Below are 17,500 nucleotides of genomic sequence, written 5' to 3'. Positions count from 1 at the left end.
ATTTATCTTTGTATAAATGTCACTTATTTTTTTTAACTAATTTTTAGGTAATGTTTTAGTATCATTTTAATTGAATTTTCATACTTTTAAAATGATGTTTGTAATAATTCTATTTATTTTACTTTGATGTAGTTGCCATATTATGTAATGGTCACTAATTTTTAATAATTTAGAAATGATACAGCTATATCAACTATCTTAATCATTCAATTTTCATCAAAAATAGTGCTGTAATGTGATTAAAAAAACACTTAATTCACTTTTTAACAAGATGTATTATAATGTGTGAAAATTCTAAAAAATTAGATAAATTGGATTTTTTGGCCAATTAATCTTTAACTTTATTAATATTGAAGAATATAATTAGTTATATTATTAATTAATAGGAGTTTTTATTAATGACAATCGAAAAAGATGCTGAAGATATTATTGAAAAATTCTCAAAAATTTTAGAAGATATTCCAGATTCAGATGAAACCTGGTACATTACTGATAATTTAAATTTAACTCGTGAGGATAAATCTCAAGCAAAGAACCCTGAAAAAATTTTAAGAAATGCAAAAATTGACAAAGAAGGAAATCTCATAGTTAAAAAAGCAGATTGGACTAATTAAGAGGGGATTTAAATGAGGATAGATTTAGTTCTCGAACTTTTAGATGCTCCAGGACAATTGGTTAAAGCATTAGAACCAATTAGTAATTATGGTGCTAATCTAGTAACTGTTATCCATAAAAGAGACTACAAAAATGATAATGGTAACGTTCCAGTTCAGCTCACAATTGAAGGCGAACAGGAAAACCTTAAAGACATTGTAAATAAGTATGAAGAGATTGGATTTTCCATTATCGAAATGGATGGTGTTGTTAAAAAAGAAAAAATTACTACAATTCTTTTTGGCCATATTGTTGATCAGGATTTAAGAGACACAATGGATAAAATCAACGACCTTGAAGGTATTTCCATTGTTGCATTTGATATTAAATTGAATGGTGAAGAAAAATCCACCGCATTGATTAATATTGAAGCAGATGTTGGTTTAAAACAAAAAGTATTTGATAGAATTGGACAAATTGCGAAAGAAAAAGAATTACTAGTGATTAATGAAGTTTAAGTGATAATATGGATGAATGTAAAGTCATTATCATGGGATTTGGTTCAGTAGGTCAAGGGGTGGCTAACGCAATTTCCATGAAGAAGGATTTAATTAAAGATAAAACTGGAGTAGACATTAAAGTTGTTGCTGCAGCTGATTCATCTTCATCTGCAATCTCACAAGACGGATTAGATGAAGAGTTACTTGTTAAAACTAAAAAAGAAGAAGGAAAATTATCAGCATATCCTGAATTCGGTTCAGATAAAAATGGTGTAGATGTCTTGGATGCTGTTGAATATGATTGTCTTATAGAAGCAACTCCTACCAATATCGTAGATGCTGAACCTGCACTCTCATTAACATATAAAGCGTTTGAACAAGGAAAAGATGTTGTAACTTCAAACAAAGGACATTTAGCTCTCAAATTTAGAGAAGTTGTTGATGCGGCTGAAAAAGCAGGTGTAGAATTCAAATATGAGGCTACTGTTGGTGGATCAATGCCTATTATTAATTTCACAAAAGAAACCTTAGCATCATGTGAAATTAAATCAATTAAAGGTATCTTAAACGGAACTACCAATTATATATTATCAAGAATGACCTCTGAAGGTTCAGAGTATGATGTTATTCTTAGAGAATCTCAGGAATTAGGAATTGCTGAAACTGATCCTACACAGGACGTAGAAGGTATTGATGCAGCTTGTAAAACAGTAATTCTTGCAAATGCTCTTTTAGGAATTGATGCAACTTACAGTGATGTTAAAGTTGAAGGAATCTCCAATATCAATTCTCAAGCTATTGAATTAGCTAAAAAAGACGATTACTTAATTAAGTTAATAGCTGAAGTATCTCCTGATAATTTACAAGTATCTCCACGTTTAGTTAAAAGAGGAAGTTCCTACGATGTAAGTGGAACTTTAAACATGGCTACAATCAAAACAGATTTGGCTGACGAGGTATCTGTAAGCGGGCTTGGAGCAGGATCACTTGAAACTGCTTCTGCAATGTTGACTGATTTAATTAGTATTTTAAAAAATAAAAACTAATTAAATAACTTTTTTACTTTTTTTTGATAATATGAAATATGTAATTTTTATTTTAGATGGTTCTAGTGACCTTCCACTAGATGAACTTGATGGTAACACTCCTCTAATAGTAGCTAACACTCCAAACATTGATAAAATAGCTAAAACTGGTTGTGGTGGTTTAACAAATAACGTTCCTGACGGATACACACCAGGTTCTGATGTAGCTAATATGAGTATTTTCGGATACAACCCTGCAGATTACTATACTGGAAGAGGACCATTGGAAGCAGGAAGTGTAGGAATTGATACTACTCCATGTGATGTAATATTTAGATGCAACACCATTTTTGAAAAAGACGGAAAAATGGAAGACTTCAATGCAGGTCATATCACAACTCCTGAAGCTGATGTATTAATTAAAGGATTAAATGAGTACTTCCAGGAAAAATACCCTGGATTTAAAGGTAAATTCTACACTGGAATCAGTTACAGACATTTATTTGTATATTCATGTGACAGTGTTGAAGATGCTGAAATCTTAGCAAATATAAAAACAATGCCTCCTCACGATATTTCCGGAGAAAATCTCGTTGATAATTTATTTGGAGACTGTGAACTTGCACAAGAAATCCAAAATATCATGTTTGAGTCAAAAGAATTCTTAGAATCTCAGGAAGTTAACCAAAAAAGAGAAATTCCAGCAAACATGGTATGGTTATGGGGACAAGGTGTAACTCCAAAATTACCAAGTTTCAAAGAGACTTATGGTCTTGATGCAGCAGTAATTACTGGTGTTGACTTACTTAAAGGAATTGGAGTATTTGCAGGAATGGAAATTGTTGATGTGCCTGGAGCTACCGGATTTTTCGACACTGATTATGAATCAAAAGGAAAATGCGGAATTGAAGCATTAAAAAACAATGATGTCTTATTTATCCACATTGAAGCACCTGATGAAGCAGGTCACGCCCAACTTCTCGATGAAAAAGTTAAAGCTATTGAACAAATCGATAAATTCATCGTAGGACCAATTGTGGAAAGCTTAGAAGGAGAAGACTTCAAAGTAGCAATTTTACCAGACCATCCAACTCCAATCGATGTTGGAACCCACACACGTGATGATGTTCCTGTTATTATGTATTCATCTGACAAATCCGCAGATGAATGTGAAGGATTTAACGAAGTAGCAGTATTGGATGGATGTATTGCTAAAAAAGAAGGTTACAAATTAATGCAAAGATTAATTGACGGAGATTTTTAAAATGAAAGTTTTATTAGTTAACGGAAGTCCAAATAAACAAGGTTGTACCTACACTGCATTATCTGAAGTTGCAAAAACATTAAACGAGTATGATATTGAAACAGAAATATTCTGGATTAAAACAAAACCAATAACTGGTTGTATTGCTTGTTTAAAATGTGGTGAATTAGGCAAATGTACTTTTGACAATGATGTTGTAAACGAATTCGTCGAAAAAGCATATGAGGCAGATGCATTCGTATTTGGATCTCCTGTTTATTATGCAAGTGCTAACGGTTCAATGGTATCCTTTTTAGACAGAGCATTTTACTCCAACTCTCATGGAACTGGTGGGGAAGCTTTCAAACACAAACCAGGAGCAGTAATCTGTTCTGCAAGAAGAGGTGGAACAACTGCAACCTATGATCAATTGATTAAATACTTAGGAATCTCACAAATGCCTATTATTTCATCATTCTATTGGAATATGGTTCACGGAAACACTCCAGAGGAAGTCCTTCAAGATGAAGAAGGATTAGGAACTATGAGACAATTAGCACACAACATGGCATTTTTCTTACAATGTCTTGAAGAAGGTGCTAAAAACGGTTTAACTGTTAAAGAAGAACCAAAACCTCGTACAAACTTTATAAGATAAATTATGAATATTTTCAAAACTCCTGAAGGATATTTATATTCAAATAAAGCATTACTTGCTTTATTTATTCCTATTTTAATCGAATATACTTTTGAATTTAGTGTAGGATTTGCAGATTCAATAATGGTTGCATCACTTGGTGAGGCTGCAATTTCAGGAGTTTCTCTAGTTGATTTTTTAATGCAAATCCTTATTTTTTCATTTTCTGCTCTTGCAACAGGTGGTGCAGTAGTAGCAGGACAATACTTGGGAAATAAACAAATTGACCATGCTCGTCAGTCTGTTACTCAGCTATTCTGGTTTTCAACAATTGTATCTATTGTAATAATGGTCGTTGTTATTATTTTAAGACAATATATGGTTGGATTGCTGTTTGGTCAAATTGAAGCTGACGTTTGGATGAATGCAGATAAATACTTGTTTGTTGTTGCTTTATCAATTCCATTTATAGCCATTTACAATGCGGCAGCAGCAATATTTAGAACAACAAACAATGCTTATTTACCAATGAAAATACTTCTTGTTTGCGATATATTGAATCTGATTGGTAATGCATTTTGCATTTACTATTTGGGATGGGATGTTTTAGGTGTTGCAATTCCAACAGTAATTTCAAGAGCATTAGCTGCTTTGGTACTGTTATATTTTGCAGTTGATAAAAACTATAAACTGCATATTAAAAGAACTTTAAGGTATAAATTTGATAGTATAATGCTTAAAAAAGTTTTACAAGTAGGTATTCCTTATGGTATTGAAAATGGATTGTTTCAAGTAGGAAAGGTTTTTGTTTTAAGTTTGATTTCAACTTTTAGAACTGTTTCAATAGCTGCAAATTCTGTAGGTCATGCAATCGTAGTATTTTCAGTTCTACCTGGGTTTGTAATCAATTTTGGAATAACTACTGTAATTTCAAAATGTGTAGGTGCTAATGATATAATCAGGCTAAATATTATAATAAAAAATGTTTATTGATAGTTGTTATTGCTAATTGTATAGTTAATTTGGTTATTTTTGCAATATTGCCTTTAATTTTAAGAGTTTATAATTTATCTGCTCAAACAACAGATTTGATATTACAAATGGTTATCTGGCATGAAATTTTTGCTATTATCATATGGCCTCTTGCATTTACACTACCTGCTACATTTAGGGGTGCTGGAGATTCAAAATCTGTAATGTACATTAGTTTAATTGTAATGTTTTTTTGTAGAATTGTTCTTTCATATGCACTTGCTTACTGGATGGGAATAGGTGTATTTGGAACATGGATTGCGATGTTTATCGACTGGCATGCAAGAGCAGCAATTTTTATTTGCAGATATTTTTCAGGTAAATGGATGGAATATAGGGTGATTTAGCGAAATTTTAATTAGAAAAAACTTAGTATTTTAAATAAGAAATTATTATTTATAGGTGATTAGATGGTATTATTTAGAGGAGATATCAAATGTAAAAGCTTACAAAGACGTACATCAATTAGTGTAATACTGCCTGCAGACAATATTCATTTTTTAAATGATTCTGAGGATATTGTGCCTAAACCATATAAGACACTCTATTTGCTTCATGGACTGTATGGTAGTGATGATATATTCCTTGCTAATACTTCTATTCAAAAATTCGCAGAAGATCATGGAATAGCTATTGTAATTCCATGTGGTGAAAATAGCTTTTATGTAGATAATAAAAATGCTCATGCTTATTATGGAGAATATGTTGGCCAGGAGCTATTGGATATTACAAGAAACATTTTTCCACTTTCAACTAAAAGAGAAGACACCTATATTGCAGGTTTTTCAATGGGTGGATATGGAGCTATTAGAAATGGTCTTAAATACTCTAAAAACTTCTCGAAAATTGGAATGATTTCAGCAGCACTAATTACTGATGATATTGTTCACTATGCAGATGACAGCAATGTCTTAAAATCAAAATCATTTTATGAATCATGCTTTGGTGATTTGGATAAAGTTAAAAATTCTGATATGGATCCAAAATACCTGATTGAAAATACAGATAATATTCCAGATATTTTCATGGCATGTGGCAGTGATGATTTCTTATTTGATAAAAACGTTGAATTTTGCGAATTTTTAAAATCAAAAGATATTGATGTAGAATTCATACAATCTCCAGGTGAACATACCTGGGAGTTTTGTGACAAACATGTTAAAGAATTTATAAAAACATTAAATTTAAAATAATCTGATTTTTATAGAATTTTCAGATTAAAATAAAATTTTTATATATCATAAGGAACTAATGTATAATATAAGTTTTATTTATGGAGAGGATTTTTCTGACAAAGTATATTATTATAACTGGTGGGGTAGTTAGTTCCATAGGTAAGGGTATTACCTCTGCATCTATGGGTAGAATTTTAAGATCATATGGTTTAAACGTTTCAGCTATTAAAATAGACCCATATTTAAACTGGGATTCTGGAACACTCAATCCATACCAACACGGTGAAGTATTTGTAACTAGTGACGGAATGGAAACTGATTTAGACCTTGGTCACTACGAAAGGTTCTTAGACGTCGAGCTTAAAGGATTAGCTAATATTACTACTGGTAAAGTTTATGAATCTGTTATTGCTAAAGAAAGAGAAGGTGGATACTTAGGAGAATGTGTCCAAGTTATTCCACACATTACTAATCGTATTAAGGAAATGATTAGAGAAAACTCTGAAAGTGCTGATTATGACGTTGTTTTAGTCGAACTTGGTGGTACTGTCGGAGATATTGAAAGTCAACCTTTCCTCGAAGCATTAAGACAACTCAGAAACGAGGAAGGTCGCGATAATGTTATGTTTGTCCATGTTACATTTATTCCCTACCTAGATGCAGCTGGAGAATTCAAAACAAAACCTACTCAACACTCTACTAAGGAATTAAGAAGTGTTGGTATTAATCCTGATGTTATAGTATGCAGATCTCAAGAACCAATTGATGATGGTTTAAGAGGAAAAATCGCTCATTTCTGTGATGTGGACTTTGAAGCAGTTGTTAACACTCCTGATGCTAGTACCATTTATGAAGTTCCTTTAGTTTTAGATGAACACAATATTGGTGATTTAATTGTTAAAAGAATTGGTTTGGATGTAAAAGCAGACTCTTCTAAATTAAATGAATGGAGAGAAGTTGTAAAATCATTAAAAACCAAAGAACCAGTTGTAAACATTGGTATTGTAGGTAAATATGTAGAACTTGAAGATTCCTACATCAGTATCAGAGAATCATTACTTCATGCAGCTGCAAGCATTGGTGTTAAAGCTAAAATCAAATACTTCAGTTCTGATGTTGAAAAATTAGATATTGATGCAATGTCTGAATTAGATGGTATCTTAATCCCTGGAGGATTCGGAGAACGTGGTTTTGAAGGTAAATTAGATGCTATTGATTATGCAATGGAAAACGACGTACCATTATTCGGAATTTGTCTTGGTATGCAATCTATGGTAACTCAATTTGCAAGGAAAAACGGTTATCCTGAAGCAAACAGTTCTGAATTTGATGATAATTTGGATGTTCCTGTTATTGACATGATGGAAGAACAAAAGAAAATCAAAAATATGGGTGGAACCATGCGTTTAGGATCTTATGATTGTAAAATCATTGAAGGAACTAAAACTTATGAAGCTTATGGTGAAATCGATATTGAAGAACGTCACAGACACAGATATGAATTCAACAATGAATACAGAAAAGACTTAGAAGAAAAAGGATTAATCATATCTGGAACCAGTCCTGATGACTTCTTAGTGGAAATTGTTGAATTACCAAATCATCCATGGGCTGTTGGTTGTCAATTCCATCCGGAATTCAAATCAAGACCAAATAGGCCTCATCCATTATTCAAAGCATTTTTAGAAGCTATTTATGAGTATTCTAAAAATTAACTTTTTCTTTTTTTATTTTAAAATCAATTTTACACGCTTATTTTCTATTTAATTAATATTATTTAATGTTAAATAATATGATTATGATTATTAACACCATATTTTTAATTCAAATAGCAGTTACAATTTTATTTTCAATTCTGGCAGCATTTTATGATATTAAAAGTAGTATTGTTCCAAACAAGTTAAACTTTTCTTTGCTATTTTTTGGTATTGTATCAAATCTGATTTTATCAGTAATTACAAATAACATTAAATACATTTTAGCTTCATTTATTTCAATGCTGATTACTTATGTTATAACTTACATGATGTGGAAGTTAAATATTTGGGGTGGTGGTGATGTAAAATTATTTACAGCAATTGCTACAGTAATACCATCTGGCATTAATATAAATATTTTGAATATTTTTCCGCAACTGTCAATATATCCATTTTCATTTAGTGTAGTTGTAAACAGTATTCTGATTGCATTTCCGTTTTTAGTGGTCTTTGTCACATATTTAATATTTAAAAACAATATTTTTGGAAATAACATTGATTTTCTAGTTAATATTTTCAATATGGATAGTTTAAAATACATTAAGGATTCAACATTAAACAAATTTGTTCTAATTGACGATTTAAAAGAAGGAATGATTGTTAATGATTACTATTTCAATAATGAAGATATTGTTGAGCTTTTAAGAAATGAAAATGGTAATTTAAAAATATATAAATCTGCCCGTGATGATTTTAAGTTCTATTTTAAATCACAAAGTGCAGGAGGTCTGACCAGTCGTGAAGTCTGGCAGCTTAAAATTATGAATTCTCAAAATATAATCTCAGATAAATTATCTGTTAAAATAGCTTTTCCATTTACACCTGCTATTCTTTTTGGATTATTAACAGCAATATTTTACGGAGATATAATGATGATTTTTGTAAAAAACATTGTTTTGGTGGTATAATGATAAAAGAAGAGTGTGGTCAAATATCACTTGAATATATTTTGATTTTTACAATTTCTCTTATTATTTTAATGATTTTTACTCTACCACTTGCTGAAAATTCAATTAAAGATACATTGGATGTTTATGATTCATTAAATGTTAAATCGGACTTATCAAAGATATCCTGTGCAATTAAACAGGTTTATGGACAGGGTCAGGGATCAAAACAGACAGTTAAGCTTGAGAGTAAAAATAATCTTAATGTTAATGTCCAGAATAATTATATTTCAACCAGCTTTAAGCTTAAAAATAACTCAAAAAAAGATATCAAAGAATATGTTGTATCAAATATCAAAAAATCTTCACTTCACTTAACAAAAGGTGAAAATGTAATTGTTGTAGAATGGCCAATTAATTGTGAAAACATGTTAATTTATCAAGTTTAGCCATTTAATACAAAATTATTTTAACTATTTTGATTAAAATATTATAATATTACAAATATATAGGTGAATTTATGGATATTTTAACTACAATAATTTACCTCTTTTTGTTTATAATGATGATGGTATTTGTATTTTCAATAGGAATGTTGAAACAGTACATGCCAAAAAAAGAGGTACTCTTAGTTTTAGTTGTAGCTTTTTTAATCGGTTCAATTGGAGGCGCATTTTTCATAGATCCAATTTATGATGAGCTACCTAATGTTGTGGGGGTTATTGAAAAGACAATGCCCAATAATGAAGAAACATTGTATTTAGATTTATCATCTTCAACCAATATTGAGGAATTGAGGAGTAATTTGTCTTCAACTCCTGGTTTTAAGTCATTTGAAGAAAAATCAATTACAATACCTCTGTGGACGTTTAGTGATTTTGAACGTAATTATTTCCAGGAGATAGTTGGAAATATTGATTATAATTATAAAGATTATAATGTTACTAAATCTGAGATTAAAATTAATCTTACTGATAATTACACATCCACTCAAGCTTTAAAATCATTTTCAGACTGGTATCAATTAGTTTACGGCGGTACATTATCTTATGCTCAAATCCGTGCTGTATTAGTTGTTGATTCATCTGCTCTTGATACTTTTGAAAAGAATCTTCTTGAAAGAGATATAGTTGCTTCACAAATTGACGGTCCTGTACAGGATATTGTAAATAATACTAATTCCTCTATGTTATCTAACTGGGAATTCACATTAGTCTGTGGTGGAATTGGTGTTATTGTAGCGATTATGGGAATATATGTCGATTCTGTTGTACTTGCATATATGAAATTTAGAAAATTCTTAAGAGAAAAACGTAAACGGTAATTTTATGAATGTTGCAGTTTTATTTTCCGGTGGAAAAGACAGTACAATGGCTTTGTACAATGCATTAGATTCGAAAGAAGATGTTAAATATCTTCTTTCTATGAAATCTAGAAATGATGAATCATATATGTTTCATGTTCCTAACATTCATATAACTGATTTACTCTCACAGGCCTTTGATATTCCTATCATGTCTGTTGAAACTGATGGGATTAAAGAAGAGGAACTTAAAGATTTAAAGAAAGCCTTTGAAAATCTTAAAAGTTTAGGTGTTGAAGCTATATACACTGGTGCACTTTACTCACAATATCAAAAATCAAGAATTGAAAAATTGTGTGATGAAGTTGGACTTGTTGCTGTTTCTCCTTACTGGCACGTTGATGAACTTGAATACATGAGGGAAATCGTGTCTTTAGGATTTAAAATTATAATCAGTGGTGTTGCTGCATGGGGATTAGATGAATCCTGGCTTGGTCGTGTAATTGATGATGAAGCTATTGATGAATTAATTAAACTTCATGAAAAATACCATATAGATTTAGCATTTGAAGGCGGTGAAGCCGAAACATTAGCTATTGACGGACCTATTTTCAAAAAAAGAATTAAAATCTTAAAAGATAAAAAAGAATGGAATAATGATAGTGGTGTTTATATAATTGAAGATGCAGTTTTAGAAGAAAAATGAGTTTATAACTCAATTTTATCTAAAAACTCATTAATTTTATTAATATAACTTTCTAAATCACTTTCATTAATAATTATTTTATCAGAAAGTGAAATTACATCACCAATTCCGAAATCCAATTCCATTTGATCTCTATTTTTAAACTCAGCATAATCAGTTGAATCATCTTCTCTCATTCTAAGTTTTAGTCTTTCAAATCTTAAACTAGGATTTGCAAAAATTGATAATATGATGAAATCTTCAAAGTTTTCTTTAAACATATCAACTTCATGAGGGCTTCTAATTCCTTCAACAATAATTTTGCTTTCAGGATCTTCTTCTTGAAGCTTTTTAACTTTTTTGATGGTTAATTCAGAAACAATATATTGTCCAAATTCTTCTCTTAATTTTTGAGCAGTTTCTTTAGTACTTTCGCCTCTTTTTTTAGCTTCTTCACGTATGATATCTCCCATACTTACAATAACTGCTCCTCTTTTAATAGCGATTTCAGAAACTAAACTTTTTCCAGAACCTGGTAAACCGGATATTCCCATTACTTGCATTATTTTCACTCTTTTAATTTGATTTGTTGTAATGATTCTTTGAGATTTTCTTCATTATCAAAGTCGTTAACCATTTCAATTAACATTTGTTTGTCTTGGGTTTTTAAGTCAGTAGCAATTTTAGTCATAAATGGTATTGCACGAACAATATTGTCCATAATTGAAACATCAGACATTTTAGATGTTCTTGAAAGTGGATTTAAATCAATAGTAATAATGTTTTTACCACCTTTTTTCAATATTTCAGCTCTATCTCCGTCTTCAAGCGGAATTAATATTGTATCTGCTGTGTAGATTCCATCTTTACTTGCACTAGCTCTATTGTTTTTGATATCATCAATATATTGGATATCGTCATCAAGGCCACCTAGAATATTTTCATAGCCATGTTTTTTATATAATTCAGTGATTAATTTAACTCTTTTATCAGTTCTATAAAACAAATTGATTTCAATTTTAGCGTTAATGGTGTTTGCAAATTCAATTATCTCATCAATAGCAAGTGCAGTTGCATTTCCATTAACTGAAATTACAGGATTGTTTGCTAAAAGAAGTGCTGCAACAGCAACATACATTGCTCTTTTTGCAGGATATGTGGTTTTCTCACCAATTAAATAGTCAAAAGATTCTCCTCTACCATGAGCAATCAAAGCTGAATCAGCCAAATAGCCTTCTTTTGATGCATTAACCATTTTGTCTCTTAAAAGTAATGATTCGTATCTAGGATGTGATTTTGGTATCATAGTTTAATCTCCTTATTTTAAATCAATAGTCATTTGAGCTAAATATCCTAAGAATGTTGTAATTAATATAGTGCTAACTGTTATTGAAATAATATGGAGTGTTTGATTTCCAATAATGAATGTATTTTGTTGAGGAATTATGAAAAATACATAATCACAGATAAAATCAATAATAACAAATACTATTCCAACTAAAAAACCTTCAATAGTCTCGTTTTCATCAATAGTCCTTATATATAATATTCCAAAAAATCCTGTTACGAGTATTGTAATTATAGGCACTACAATGTTGAGATTACGAACATTTGTTGTAAAAAATGGATTAAATATGTCAGATAGCACGGAACTGATAATCCATATTAATACTCCGAATATTATTGCTAATTTGACTTTCATTTTAAATACCTTTTAAAATAACTGTTTATATCTTTGTTTAAAAATTAATATAAGTTTTTCTAACCTCATAAAAATAATAGTATTAACTTGGATTGTTATTTAAAAAATAGAGTTGGGATGGTTAGATAGTTAATAGTGCATAATTAACTACCTAACAACTTGTTTTAACAAGTTTTAGAGAAATGAATTTTTTTTTAAAAATTTGGCTGTTTTATATATCTATATCTCTAGGCTACATTGTAGCCAATTATACTATTTGTAAATATTCATTATATAAATGTTATTATATTTTATAAAAAATCAATTATACTTTATTAAAAAAATATATATCATGTTTTAAATACATTCTAAGTGAATGAATAATTATAGCGATCATGAAGAATATTTAAGAAATGCGATTTTAAATACAAATGAGTCTCAAAATTTAAAAAAAAGTAAAAAAACATTGTCTAGTCAATATTTCAAGGATTTAAAACAGGAGTTATTAATTAAATATGAAAACAAGACATTGGATAATGTGATGGATTGTAAAATATGCAAAACATCATTTGGAGATTCTTTTAAAATCACTACAAAACAAAAAATTAATTTTAATCTTGAAGATAATGATTTTAAAAATCAAATCAACCATAATCTTAAATTGCTTCCAAAAATAGGTCTTAAAACTGAAGAAAATCTTAAAAATAAAGGTTATCCAACAATTGAATCACTTCAAAATCATGACAGATATTCTGATATAGCAACTAAATTTCTAAATAATATCGAGGATATGTCATTTAGAGAGATTGTGGACTTATTGGACAATAACAGATATTCTAAAAAGTGCAGAGATAATTTAATCAAATGCATAAGTCTAACTGATGTTGAAAACTTTAAATTTATGGATATTGAAACTAAAGGACTTTCAAATGTTCCAATTATTTTAATAGGTGTTGCAGAAATTAAAAATGATAAAATAATTGCATCACAATACTTCTTAAGAGATTATATTGAAGAACCAAATATCATTGAATCATATATGAATCATTTGGACGAAGATTCAATTCATGTAACATTCAATGGAAAAACTTTCGATGTTCCATTTATAAAAAATAGATGTATTTACAATAGAATGGATCACAATCTAGATTTGCCTCATTTGGATTTAATGTATTTTGCAAAGAATTTATGGAAAGATATGCTTCCAAACTGTCAGCTTCAAACTATTGAAGAGGAAATATTCAATATAACTCGTATAGATGATGTTCCTGGACAATATATTCCAGGATATTACGATACTTATTTATCAACAAACAATATTGGTCCTGTTGTACCAATTATTGAACACAACTGCCAGGATATTATTTCACTTGCAAGTTTTCTTGAGAAAATGTATGAGGATGTAAATTAACATGGGATTATTTGACAGATTTAAAAAAAGCAATAAAAAAGAAAAAAAGGTAGTTCTTGACGATGTTGAAATTGAAGAGGAAGAATTACGCCTAAAAGAAATAGCTATTAATCACAAAGACAGAATTGAAAGAGCACAGGCAGCAGATAAAATTACAAATGAATATGTTGCACTTGACATGGCTAAAACAGTAAAAGACAGAGCTATTAGATTAATTGCTGTAAATAAACTAAAAGATAAAGATTTGTTAATGGATGCTGCTAAAAATTCACAGTTTTTTGATGTTAGAAGTTTTGCATGGGAAAGATTAGGTGAAAATAATAAATCCATTGCAGAAATTGTAATCAACTCAAAGAAAAGTAAACACGTAGATGCTATTTTTAACAAAATAACTGATGAAGAAACTCTTAAATGGATTGCAATCGAAGCTAATGATAAAAAATACAAAAACTATGCTGTAGATAAAATTGACAATGCTGATATTTTATATGATCTTGTTTTAAAATCAAAAGATAACTCCATTAAAAAGGCAGCTATTCAAAAAGAGTCCTTTACTAGTGAAGAAGTTCTTAAAAAAGTAGCAATTGAAGATAAGGACGAATGGGTTAAAAAGGCAGCTATTAGTAAAATAAATGATGAAAACACATTATCAGTAATTGCTCAGGTTGAAGAAAATGCAAAGGTCAGATCATTAATATTTGATAAAATAAACAATCCTGAAATCTTAAAAAATATTTTACTTGACTCAAAAAAGGCAGATGTCAAAACAGATTTGATAAGTAAAATTGATGATGAAAAACTATTGTCAAAAATAGCTATTGAAGATGAAGATAAAATTGTTAGAAGTGAAGCTGTTAAGAAAATTAACGATGAGGAAATCCTACTTGAAATTTTAAATAATGAAGAAGACAGATTTGTTCGCCAAATTGCAGTAAACAATCTAAATAATCCTCGTGAATTAATTAAAATAGCTTTAAATGATGAAGATAAGTTTGTAAGAAAACATGCTATGTCAAATGATGCTTTGGCAGATGAAGAGGATTTCAAATACTTAGCTATTAATTCAACATATGAAGATGTTGCTTTAGATGCACTTGAACATATCAATAAAGAAGAGTCATTTATTGATATATTAAAAAATGCAAAGCTTTCAGAAATTAGAAAGAAAACATTGACTAATATCACTGATTTAGAAACATTAATCCGTATTGTTCTTGAAAATAAGGATGAAGAATTCTCACTTAAAGCATTGGGAAAAATTAAAAATCAAAAATGCTTAATTAAGATATATGAACAAAATATATCTGAAAATATCTCAGTTAAAGCAGTTTCAAAAATAACCGATCAAAAATACTTAGGTAAAGTTGTTCTAAATGACTCTTCATGGAAGGTTCGTGAAGCAGCTGTTAAAAAATTAGTCAGTAAAAAAGTTTTAAAAGAAGTTGCAAATAATGATGACGATGAATATGTAAGAAAAATGGCTAAAAAGAAATTGAATTTATAAATAATATTCAACTTCTTTTCTTTGGCTGTTTGCACTTTCAAATTCAGGTTTTTTAGCCTCAAATGCTTCTCCAGTAAAACTTCTTGCATTTTCTGGACAGAAATGAATACATGCTGTACATCTTGAACATGAATCAAGGTCAACATCTGCAGGATCATCATCAGGAATAGCTTTTTCAGGACAGATTGTAATACATTCACAGCAGAATATACAAATGCTTTCATCACAATTTAAGATAAATGGGAGCTGTTTGTAATCAACATATGGTTTATTTCCAGGAATTTCAGATTCAATTGATTCTCCGGATTCGATTTTTTCCATACATTTTTTACTAAATTCGTTAATTTTTTCTATATCTTCACTGTCAGGTCTGCCAACTGCAACACCATCAAAAATGGAGTGATGACTAACAGTAGAAATAGCTGCTATTACATTAAAGTTATTTTCACCTAAAACATCAACTAATTCAAGTAATGCGTCCCCTACTTTTGCATTTCCGTAATTAGCAACAGCAATAGCTTTAGTATTGTTTCCTGTTAATTTGGATAATCTGTCACGTGCTGTTTTTGGAATTCTTCCAGCAAAAACAGGCATTCCTACAATAACAACATCATCTTTTGTAAACTTATAAGATGAATCAAAATGCATTAAATCTCTTATTTGGCTTTCACATTCAAAATTACTAGCTATTTGCTCAACAACTTTTTTTGTTGTCCCTGATGGGCTGAAAAATATTTTGGTTATCTTCATAAAAATCACCTAACTTATTATAATTTAATTTTTTATTATTATTTAAAAGTTTATCAAATAAGAAATAGAAATTAATTAATAACAATTAAATTATAAATTTATTTGGTGATACGATGGAATTAATGAAAGAATTATCTTTAGCACCAGGTGTATCTGGTTCAGAAGAAAAAATCGCTGAAATAATTACCCGTGAATTAAAAGATGTCGCGGATAAAATCGAAACTGACAGTATGGGTAACATCATTGCAACCAAAAAAGGTGAAAAGAAAGCTCCTACTGTAATGCTTGCCGCTCACATGGATGAAATCGGATTGATGGTAAGATACATTGATGATAACGGTTATATTAAATTCTCAAATATTGGTGGAATTAACGATCAAATGTTAATGAACCAAACTGTTACTGTTCACTCTTCAATTGGAGAGCCAATCGTTGGAGTAATCGGTTCAAAACCACCTCACGTAACCACTGCTGAGGAAAGAAACAAAGTTGTTAAAGCTACTGATATGTTTATTGATATTGGTGCAAAAGACAAAGAAGAAGCAGAAAAAATGGTTAGAATTGGAGACAAAATGACCTTTAATTCTTTATTTGTCGAATATCCTAACAATTTAATTATGGGTAAAGCATTAGACAACCGTGTAGGTTGCTATGTAATGATGGAAGTTTTAAAAAGAGTAAACACCAGAGCTACTGTTTATGGTGTAGGTACTGTTCAAGAAGAAGTAGGTCTTAAAGGAGCTAAAACTTCTGCATTCAAATTAAACCCAGATTTAGCTATTGCACTTGACGTAACCTTATCCGGTGACCACCCAGGAATCAAACCTGAAGAAGCACCTGTAGTAATCGGTAAAGGTCCAGCTATTATCTTAGCAGATGCAAGTGGTAGAGGTATTTTAACCCAACAATCAGTTAAAGACTTGCTTATTAACGCTGGTGAGGAAAACGAAATTCCATATCAATTAGAAGTAAGTGACGGTGGAACAACTGATGGAACTGCAATTCACTTAACCCGTGAAGGAATTCCAACTGGTGTTTTATCTGTTCCTACCCGTTATATCCACACTCCAGTAAGTGTCTGCAGTATGGACGATATTGAATCAACCATTCAGTTAATTACTGAAGCTATTAACAATTTGTAAGTATTAATTACTTACTTTTTTTACTTTTTTTTAGGCTTTGTAGAAATCCTATTTGATTTTTGCAAAAATTTTTTAATAATTCTATTTTTTTATATTTTTGCTTTAATTTTGTTAAAAACATTTTAAAAGTTTGTAATCTAATTTTACAGTTGAAATTACACATTGATTAAAAAA

Annotated in this window: 20 protein-coding genes; 16 read left to right on the top strand and 4 right to left on the bottom strand. The window is 29.9% G+C overall.

Annotated features, from left to right (window positions below; all coding sequences use genetic code 11):
* The first annotated feature begins 398 nt into the window (after positions 1-398).
* The 13 genes from gatC to PUD86_05375 all read left to right on the top strand — a co-directional run bounded on the left by gatC (position 399) and on the right by PUD86_05375 (position 10,859).
* Entirely contained in the window at positions 399-614 is a 216-nt protein-coding gene (gene gatC / locus PUD86_05435; protein MDD6776715.1) for an Asp-tRNA(Asn) amidotransferase subunit GatC, read from the top strand.
* A gap of 12 nt (positions 615-626) precedes the next feature.
* Positions 627-1,112, top strand: a complete 486-nt coding sequence (locus PUD86_05430; GenBank protein MDD6776714.1) for an amino acid-binding protein — start codon at positions 627-629, stop codon at positions 1,110-1,112.
* Positions 1,113-1,120: 8 nt separating this feature from the next.
* Entirely contained in the window at positions 1,121-2,140 is a 1,020-nt protein-coding gene (locus PUD86_05425; GenBank protein MDD6776713.1) for a homoserine dehydrogenase, read from the top strand.
* A gap of 31 nt (positions 2,141-2,171) precedes the next feature.
* Complete coding sequence (locus tag PUD86_05420; GenBank protein ID MDD6776712.1) at positions 2,172-3,383, top strand: cofactor-independent phosphoglycerate mutase; 1,212 nt, start codon at positions 2,172-2,174, stop codon at positions 3,381-3,383.
* 1 nt (position 3,384) lies between these two features.
* A complete protein-coding gene (locus PUD86_05415; protein MDD6776711.1) occupies positions 3,385-4,020 on the top strand; it encodes a flavodoxin family protein in 636 nt (211 codons plus the stop codon).
* A 3-nt stretch (positions 4,021-4,023) separates the two neighbouring features.
* Positions 4,024-4,992: an MATE family efflux transporter gene (locus PUD86_05410; protein ID MDD6776710.1), complete on the top strand. Its 969-nt coding sequence runs from the start codon at positions 4,024-4,026 to the stop codon at positions 4,990-4,992.
* Positions 4,989-5,378, top strand: coding sequence for a hypothetical protein (locus tag PUD86_05405; GenBank protein MDD6776709.1), 390 nt, complete (start codon positions 4,989-4,991; stop codon positions 5,376-5,378). The genes PUD86_05410 and PUD86_05405 overlap by 4 nt, the downstream gene beginning before the upstream one ends.
* 63 nt (positions 5,379-5,441) lie before the next feature.
* Positions 5,442-6,224 (top strand): alpha/beta hydrolase-fold protein, encoded by a 783-nt coding sequence (locus PUD86_05400; protein ID MDD6776708.1) that lies wholly within the window; start codon positions 5,442-5,444, stop codon positions 6,222-6,224.
* Positions 6,225-6,304: 80 nt separating this feature from the next.
* Positions 6,305-7,921 carry a CTP synthase gene (locus PUD86_05395; GenBank protein MDD6776707.1) on the top strand — a complete coding sequence of 539 codons (1,617 nt, stop codon included), beginning with the start codon at positions 6,305-6,307 and terminating at the stop codon, positions 7,919-7,921.
* Between the two features lie 77 nt (positions 7,922-7,998).
* Positions 7,999-8,871 (top strand): A24 family peptidase, encoded by an 873-nt coding sequence (locus PUD86_05390; protein MDD6776706.1) that lies wholly within the window; start codon positions 7,999-8,001, stop codon positions 8,869-8,871.
* Positions 8,871-9,299 (top strand): class III signal peptide-containing protein, encoded by a 429-nt coding sequence (locus PUD86_05385; GenBank protein ID MDD6776705.1) that lies wholly within the window; start codon positions 8,871-8,873, stop codon positions 9,297-9,299. Before PUD86_05390 ends, PUD86_05385 begins: the two co-directional genes overlap by 1 nt.
* A gap of 71 nt (positions 9,300-9,370) precedes the next feature.
* Positions 9,371-10,174, top strand: a complete 804-nt coding sequence (locus PUD86_05380) for a hypothetical protein (protein MDD6776704.1) — start codon at positions 9,371-9,373, stop codon at positions 10,172-10,174.
* A 4-nt stretch (positions 10,175-10,178) separates the two neighbouring features.
* Positions 10,179-10,859 carry a TIGR00289 family protein gene (locus PUD86_05375; protein MDD6776703.1) on the top strand — a complete coding sequence of 227 codons (681 nt, stop codon included), beginning with the start codon at positions 10,179-10,181 and terminating at the stop codon, positions 10,857-10,859.
* 2 nt (positions 10,860-10,861) lie between these two features.
* On the opposite strand, the gene PUD86_05370 is transcribed toward PUD86_05375, so the two are convergent.
* Genes PUD86_05370 through PUD86_05360 form a run of 3 tightly spaced genes read right to left on the bottom strand, consistent with a single transcriptional unit; the run spans position 10,862 to position 12,540 of the window.
* Positions 10,862-11,401: a nucleoside monophosphate kinase gene (locus PUD86_05370; GenBank protein ID MDD6776702.1), complete on the bottom strand. Its 540-nt coding sequence runs from the start codon at positions 11,399-11,401 to the stop codon at positions 10,862-10,864.
* Positions 11,402-11,406: 5 nt separating this feature from the next.
* Positions 11,407-12,144, bottom strand: coding sequence for a phosphopantothenate/pantothenate synthetase (locus tag PUD86_05365; protein MDD6776701.1), 738 nt, complete (start codon positions 12,142-12,144; stop codon positions 11,407-11,409).
* A gap of 12 nt (positions 12,145-12,156) precedes the next feature.
* A complete protein-coding gene (locus tag PUD86_05360) occupies positions 12,157-12,540 on the bottom strand; it encodes a hypothetical protein (GenBank protein MDD6776700.1) in 384 nt (127 codons plus the stop codon).
* Between the two features lie 355 nt (positions 12,541-12,895).
* Between PUD86_05360 and PUD86_05355 the strand changes: the two genes are divergently transcribed.
* Together PUD86_05355 and PUD86_05350 are read left to right on the top strand one after the other, a co-directional pair.
* The gene (locus tag PUD86_05355; protein MDD6776699.1) at positions 12,896-13,930 is read left to right on the top strand and encodes a ribonuclease H-like domain-containing protein; all 1,035 of its coding nucleotides are present in this window, start codon (positions 12,896-12,898) and stop codon (positions 13,928-13,930) included.
* A 1-nt stretch (position 13,931) separates the two neighbouring features.
* Positions 13,932-15,434 carry a HEAT repeat domain-containing protein gene (locus PUD86_05350; protein ID MDD6776698.1) on the top strand — a complete coding sequence of 501 codons (1,503 nt, stop codon included), beginning with the start codon at positions 13,932-13,934 and terminating at the stop codon, positions 15,432-15,434.
* Here the strand turns inward: PUD86_05350 and PUD86_05345 are convergent.
* Positions 15,429-16,184 carry a flavodoxin domain-containing protein gene (locus PUD86_05345; GenBank protein ID MDD6776697.1) on the bottom strand — a complete coding sequence of 252 codons (756 nt, stop codon included), beginning with the start codon at positions 16,182-16,184 and terminating at the stop codon, positions 15,429-15,431. The two genes, PUD86_05350 and PUD86_05345, sit on opposite strands and share 6 nt — an antisense overlap.
* A 113-nt stretch (positions 16,185-16,297) precedes the next feature.
* Between PUD86_05345 and PUD86_05340 the strand changes: the two genes are divergently transcribed.
* Positions 16,298-17,326 carry a M42 family metallopeptidase gene (locus tag PUD86_05340; GenBank protein ID MDD6776696.1) on the top strand — a complete coding sequence of 343 codons (1,029 nt, stop codon included), beginning with the start codon at positions 16,298-16,300 and terminating at the stop codon, positions 17,324-17,326.
* Positions 17,327-17,500 lie beyond the last annotated feature (174 nt).

It is taken from the genome of Methanobacteriaceae archaeon (genome assembly GCA_029219465.1).
GTDB lineage: Archaea > Methanobacteriota > Methanobacteria > Methanobacteriales > Methanobacteriaceae > Methanocatella.
The sequence above is the reverse complement of the archived record's forward strand: the minus strand, read 5'-3'. Positions and strand labels throughout refer to the sequence as shown.

What these genes read in the sequence shown, in the direction of transcription:
- PUD86_05425 (MDD6776713.1), top strand. Translation starts at nt 1,121, where the DNA reads ATGGATGAATGTAAAGTCATTATCATGGGATTTGGTTCAGTAGGTCAA.
- PUD86_05345 (MDD6776697.1), bottom strand. Translation starts at nt 16,184, where the DNA reads ATGAAGATAACCAAAATATTTTTCAGCCCATCAGGGACAACAAAAAAA.
- PUD86_05415 (MDD6776711.1), top strand. Translation starts at nt 3,385, where the DNA reads ATGAAAGTTTTATTAGTTAACGGAAGTCCAAATAAACAAGGTTGTACC.
- PUD86_05430 (MDD6776714.1), top strand. Translation starts at nt 627, where the DNA reads ATGAGGATAGATTTAGTTCTCGAACTTTTAGATGCTCCAGGACAATTG.
- PUD86_05390 (MDD6776706.1), top strand. Translation starts at nt 7,999, where the DNA reads ATGATTATGATTATTAACACCATATTTTTAATTCAAATAGCAGTTACA.
- PUD86_05380 (MDD6776704.1), top strand. Translation starts at nt 9,371, where the DNA reads ATGGATATTTTAACTACAATAATTTACCTCTTTTTGTTTATAATGATG.
- PUD86_05360 (MDD6776700.1), bottom strand. Translation starts at nt 12,540, where the DNA reads ATGAAAGTCAAATTAGCAATAATATTCGGAGTATTAATATGGATTATC.
- PUD86_05375 (MDD6776703.1), top strand. Translation starts at nt 10,179, where the DNA reads ATGAATGTTGCAGTTTTATTTTCCGGTGGAAAAGACAGTACAATGGCT.
- gatC (MDD6776715.1), top strand. Translation starts at nt 399, where the DNA reads ATGACAATCGAAAAAGATGCTGAAGATATTATTGAAAAATTCTCAAAA.
- PUD86_05355 (MDD6776699.1), top strand. Translation starts at nt 12,896, where the DNA reads ATGAATAATTATAGCGATCATGAAGAATATTTAAGAAATGCGATTTTA.
- PUD86_05350 (MDD6776698.1), top strand. Translation starts at nt 13,932, where the DNA reads ATGGGATTATTTGACAGATTTAAAAAAAGCAATAAAAAAGAAAAAAAG.
- PUD86_05340 (MDD6776696.1), top strand. Translation starts at nt 16,298, where the DNA reads ATGGAATTAATGAAAGAATTATCTTTAGCACCAGGTGTATCTGGTTCA.
- PUD86_05365 (MDD6776701.1), bottom strand. Translation starts at nt 12,144, where the DNA reads ATGATACCAAAATCACATCCTAGATACGAATCATTACTTTTAAGAGAC.
- PUD86_05385 (MDD6776705.1), top strand. Translation starts at nt 8,871, where the DNA reads ATGATAAAAGAAGAGTGTGGTCAAATATCACTTGAATATATTTTGATT.
- PUD86_05400 (MDD6776708.1), top strand. Translation starts at nt 5,442, where the DNA reads ATGGTATTATTTAGAGGAGATATCAAATGTAAAAGCTTACAAAGACGT.
- PUD86_05410 (MDD6776710.1), top strand. Translation starts at nt 4,024, where the DNA reads ATGAATATTTTCAAAACTCCTGAAGGATATTTATATTCAAATAAAGCA.
- PUD86_05395 (MDD6776707.1), top strand. Translation starts at nt 6,305, where the DNA reads ATGGAGAGGATTTTTCTGACAAAGTATATTATTATAACTGGTGGGGTA.
- PUD86_05370 (MDD6776702.1), bottom strand. Translation starts at nt 11,401, where the DNA reads ATGCAAGTAATGGGAATATCCGGTTTACCAGGTTCTGGAAAAAGTTTA.
- PUD86_05420 (MDD6776712.1), top strand. Translation starts at nt 2,172, where the DNA reads ATGAAATATGTAATTTTTATTTTAGATGGTTCTAGTGACCTTCCACTA.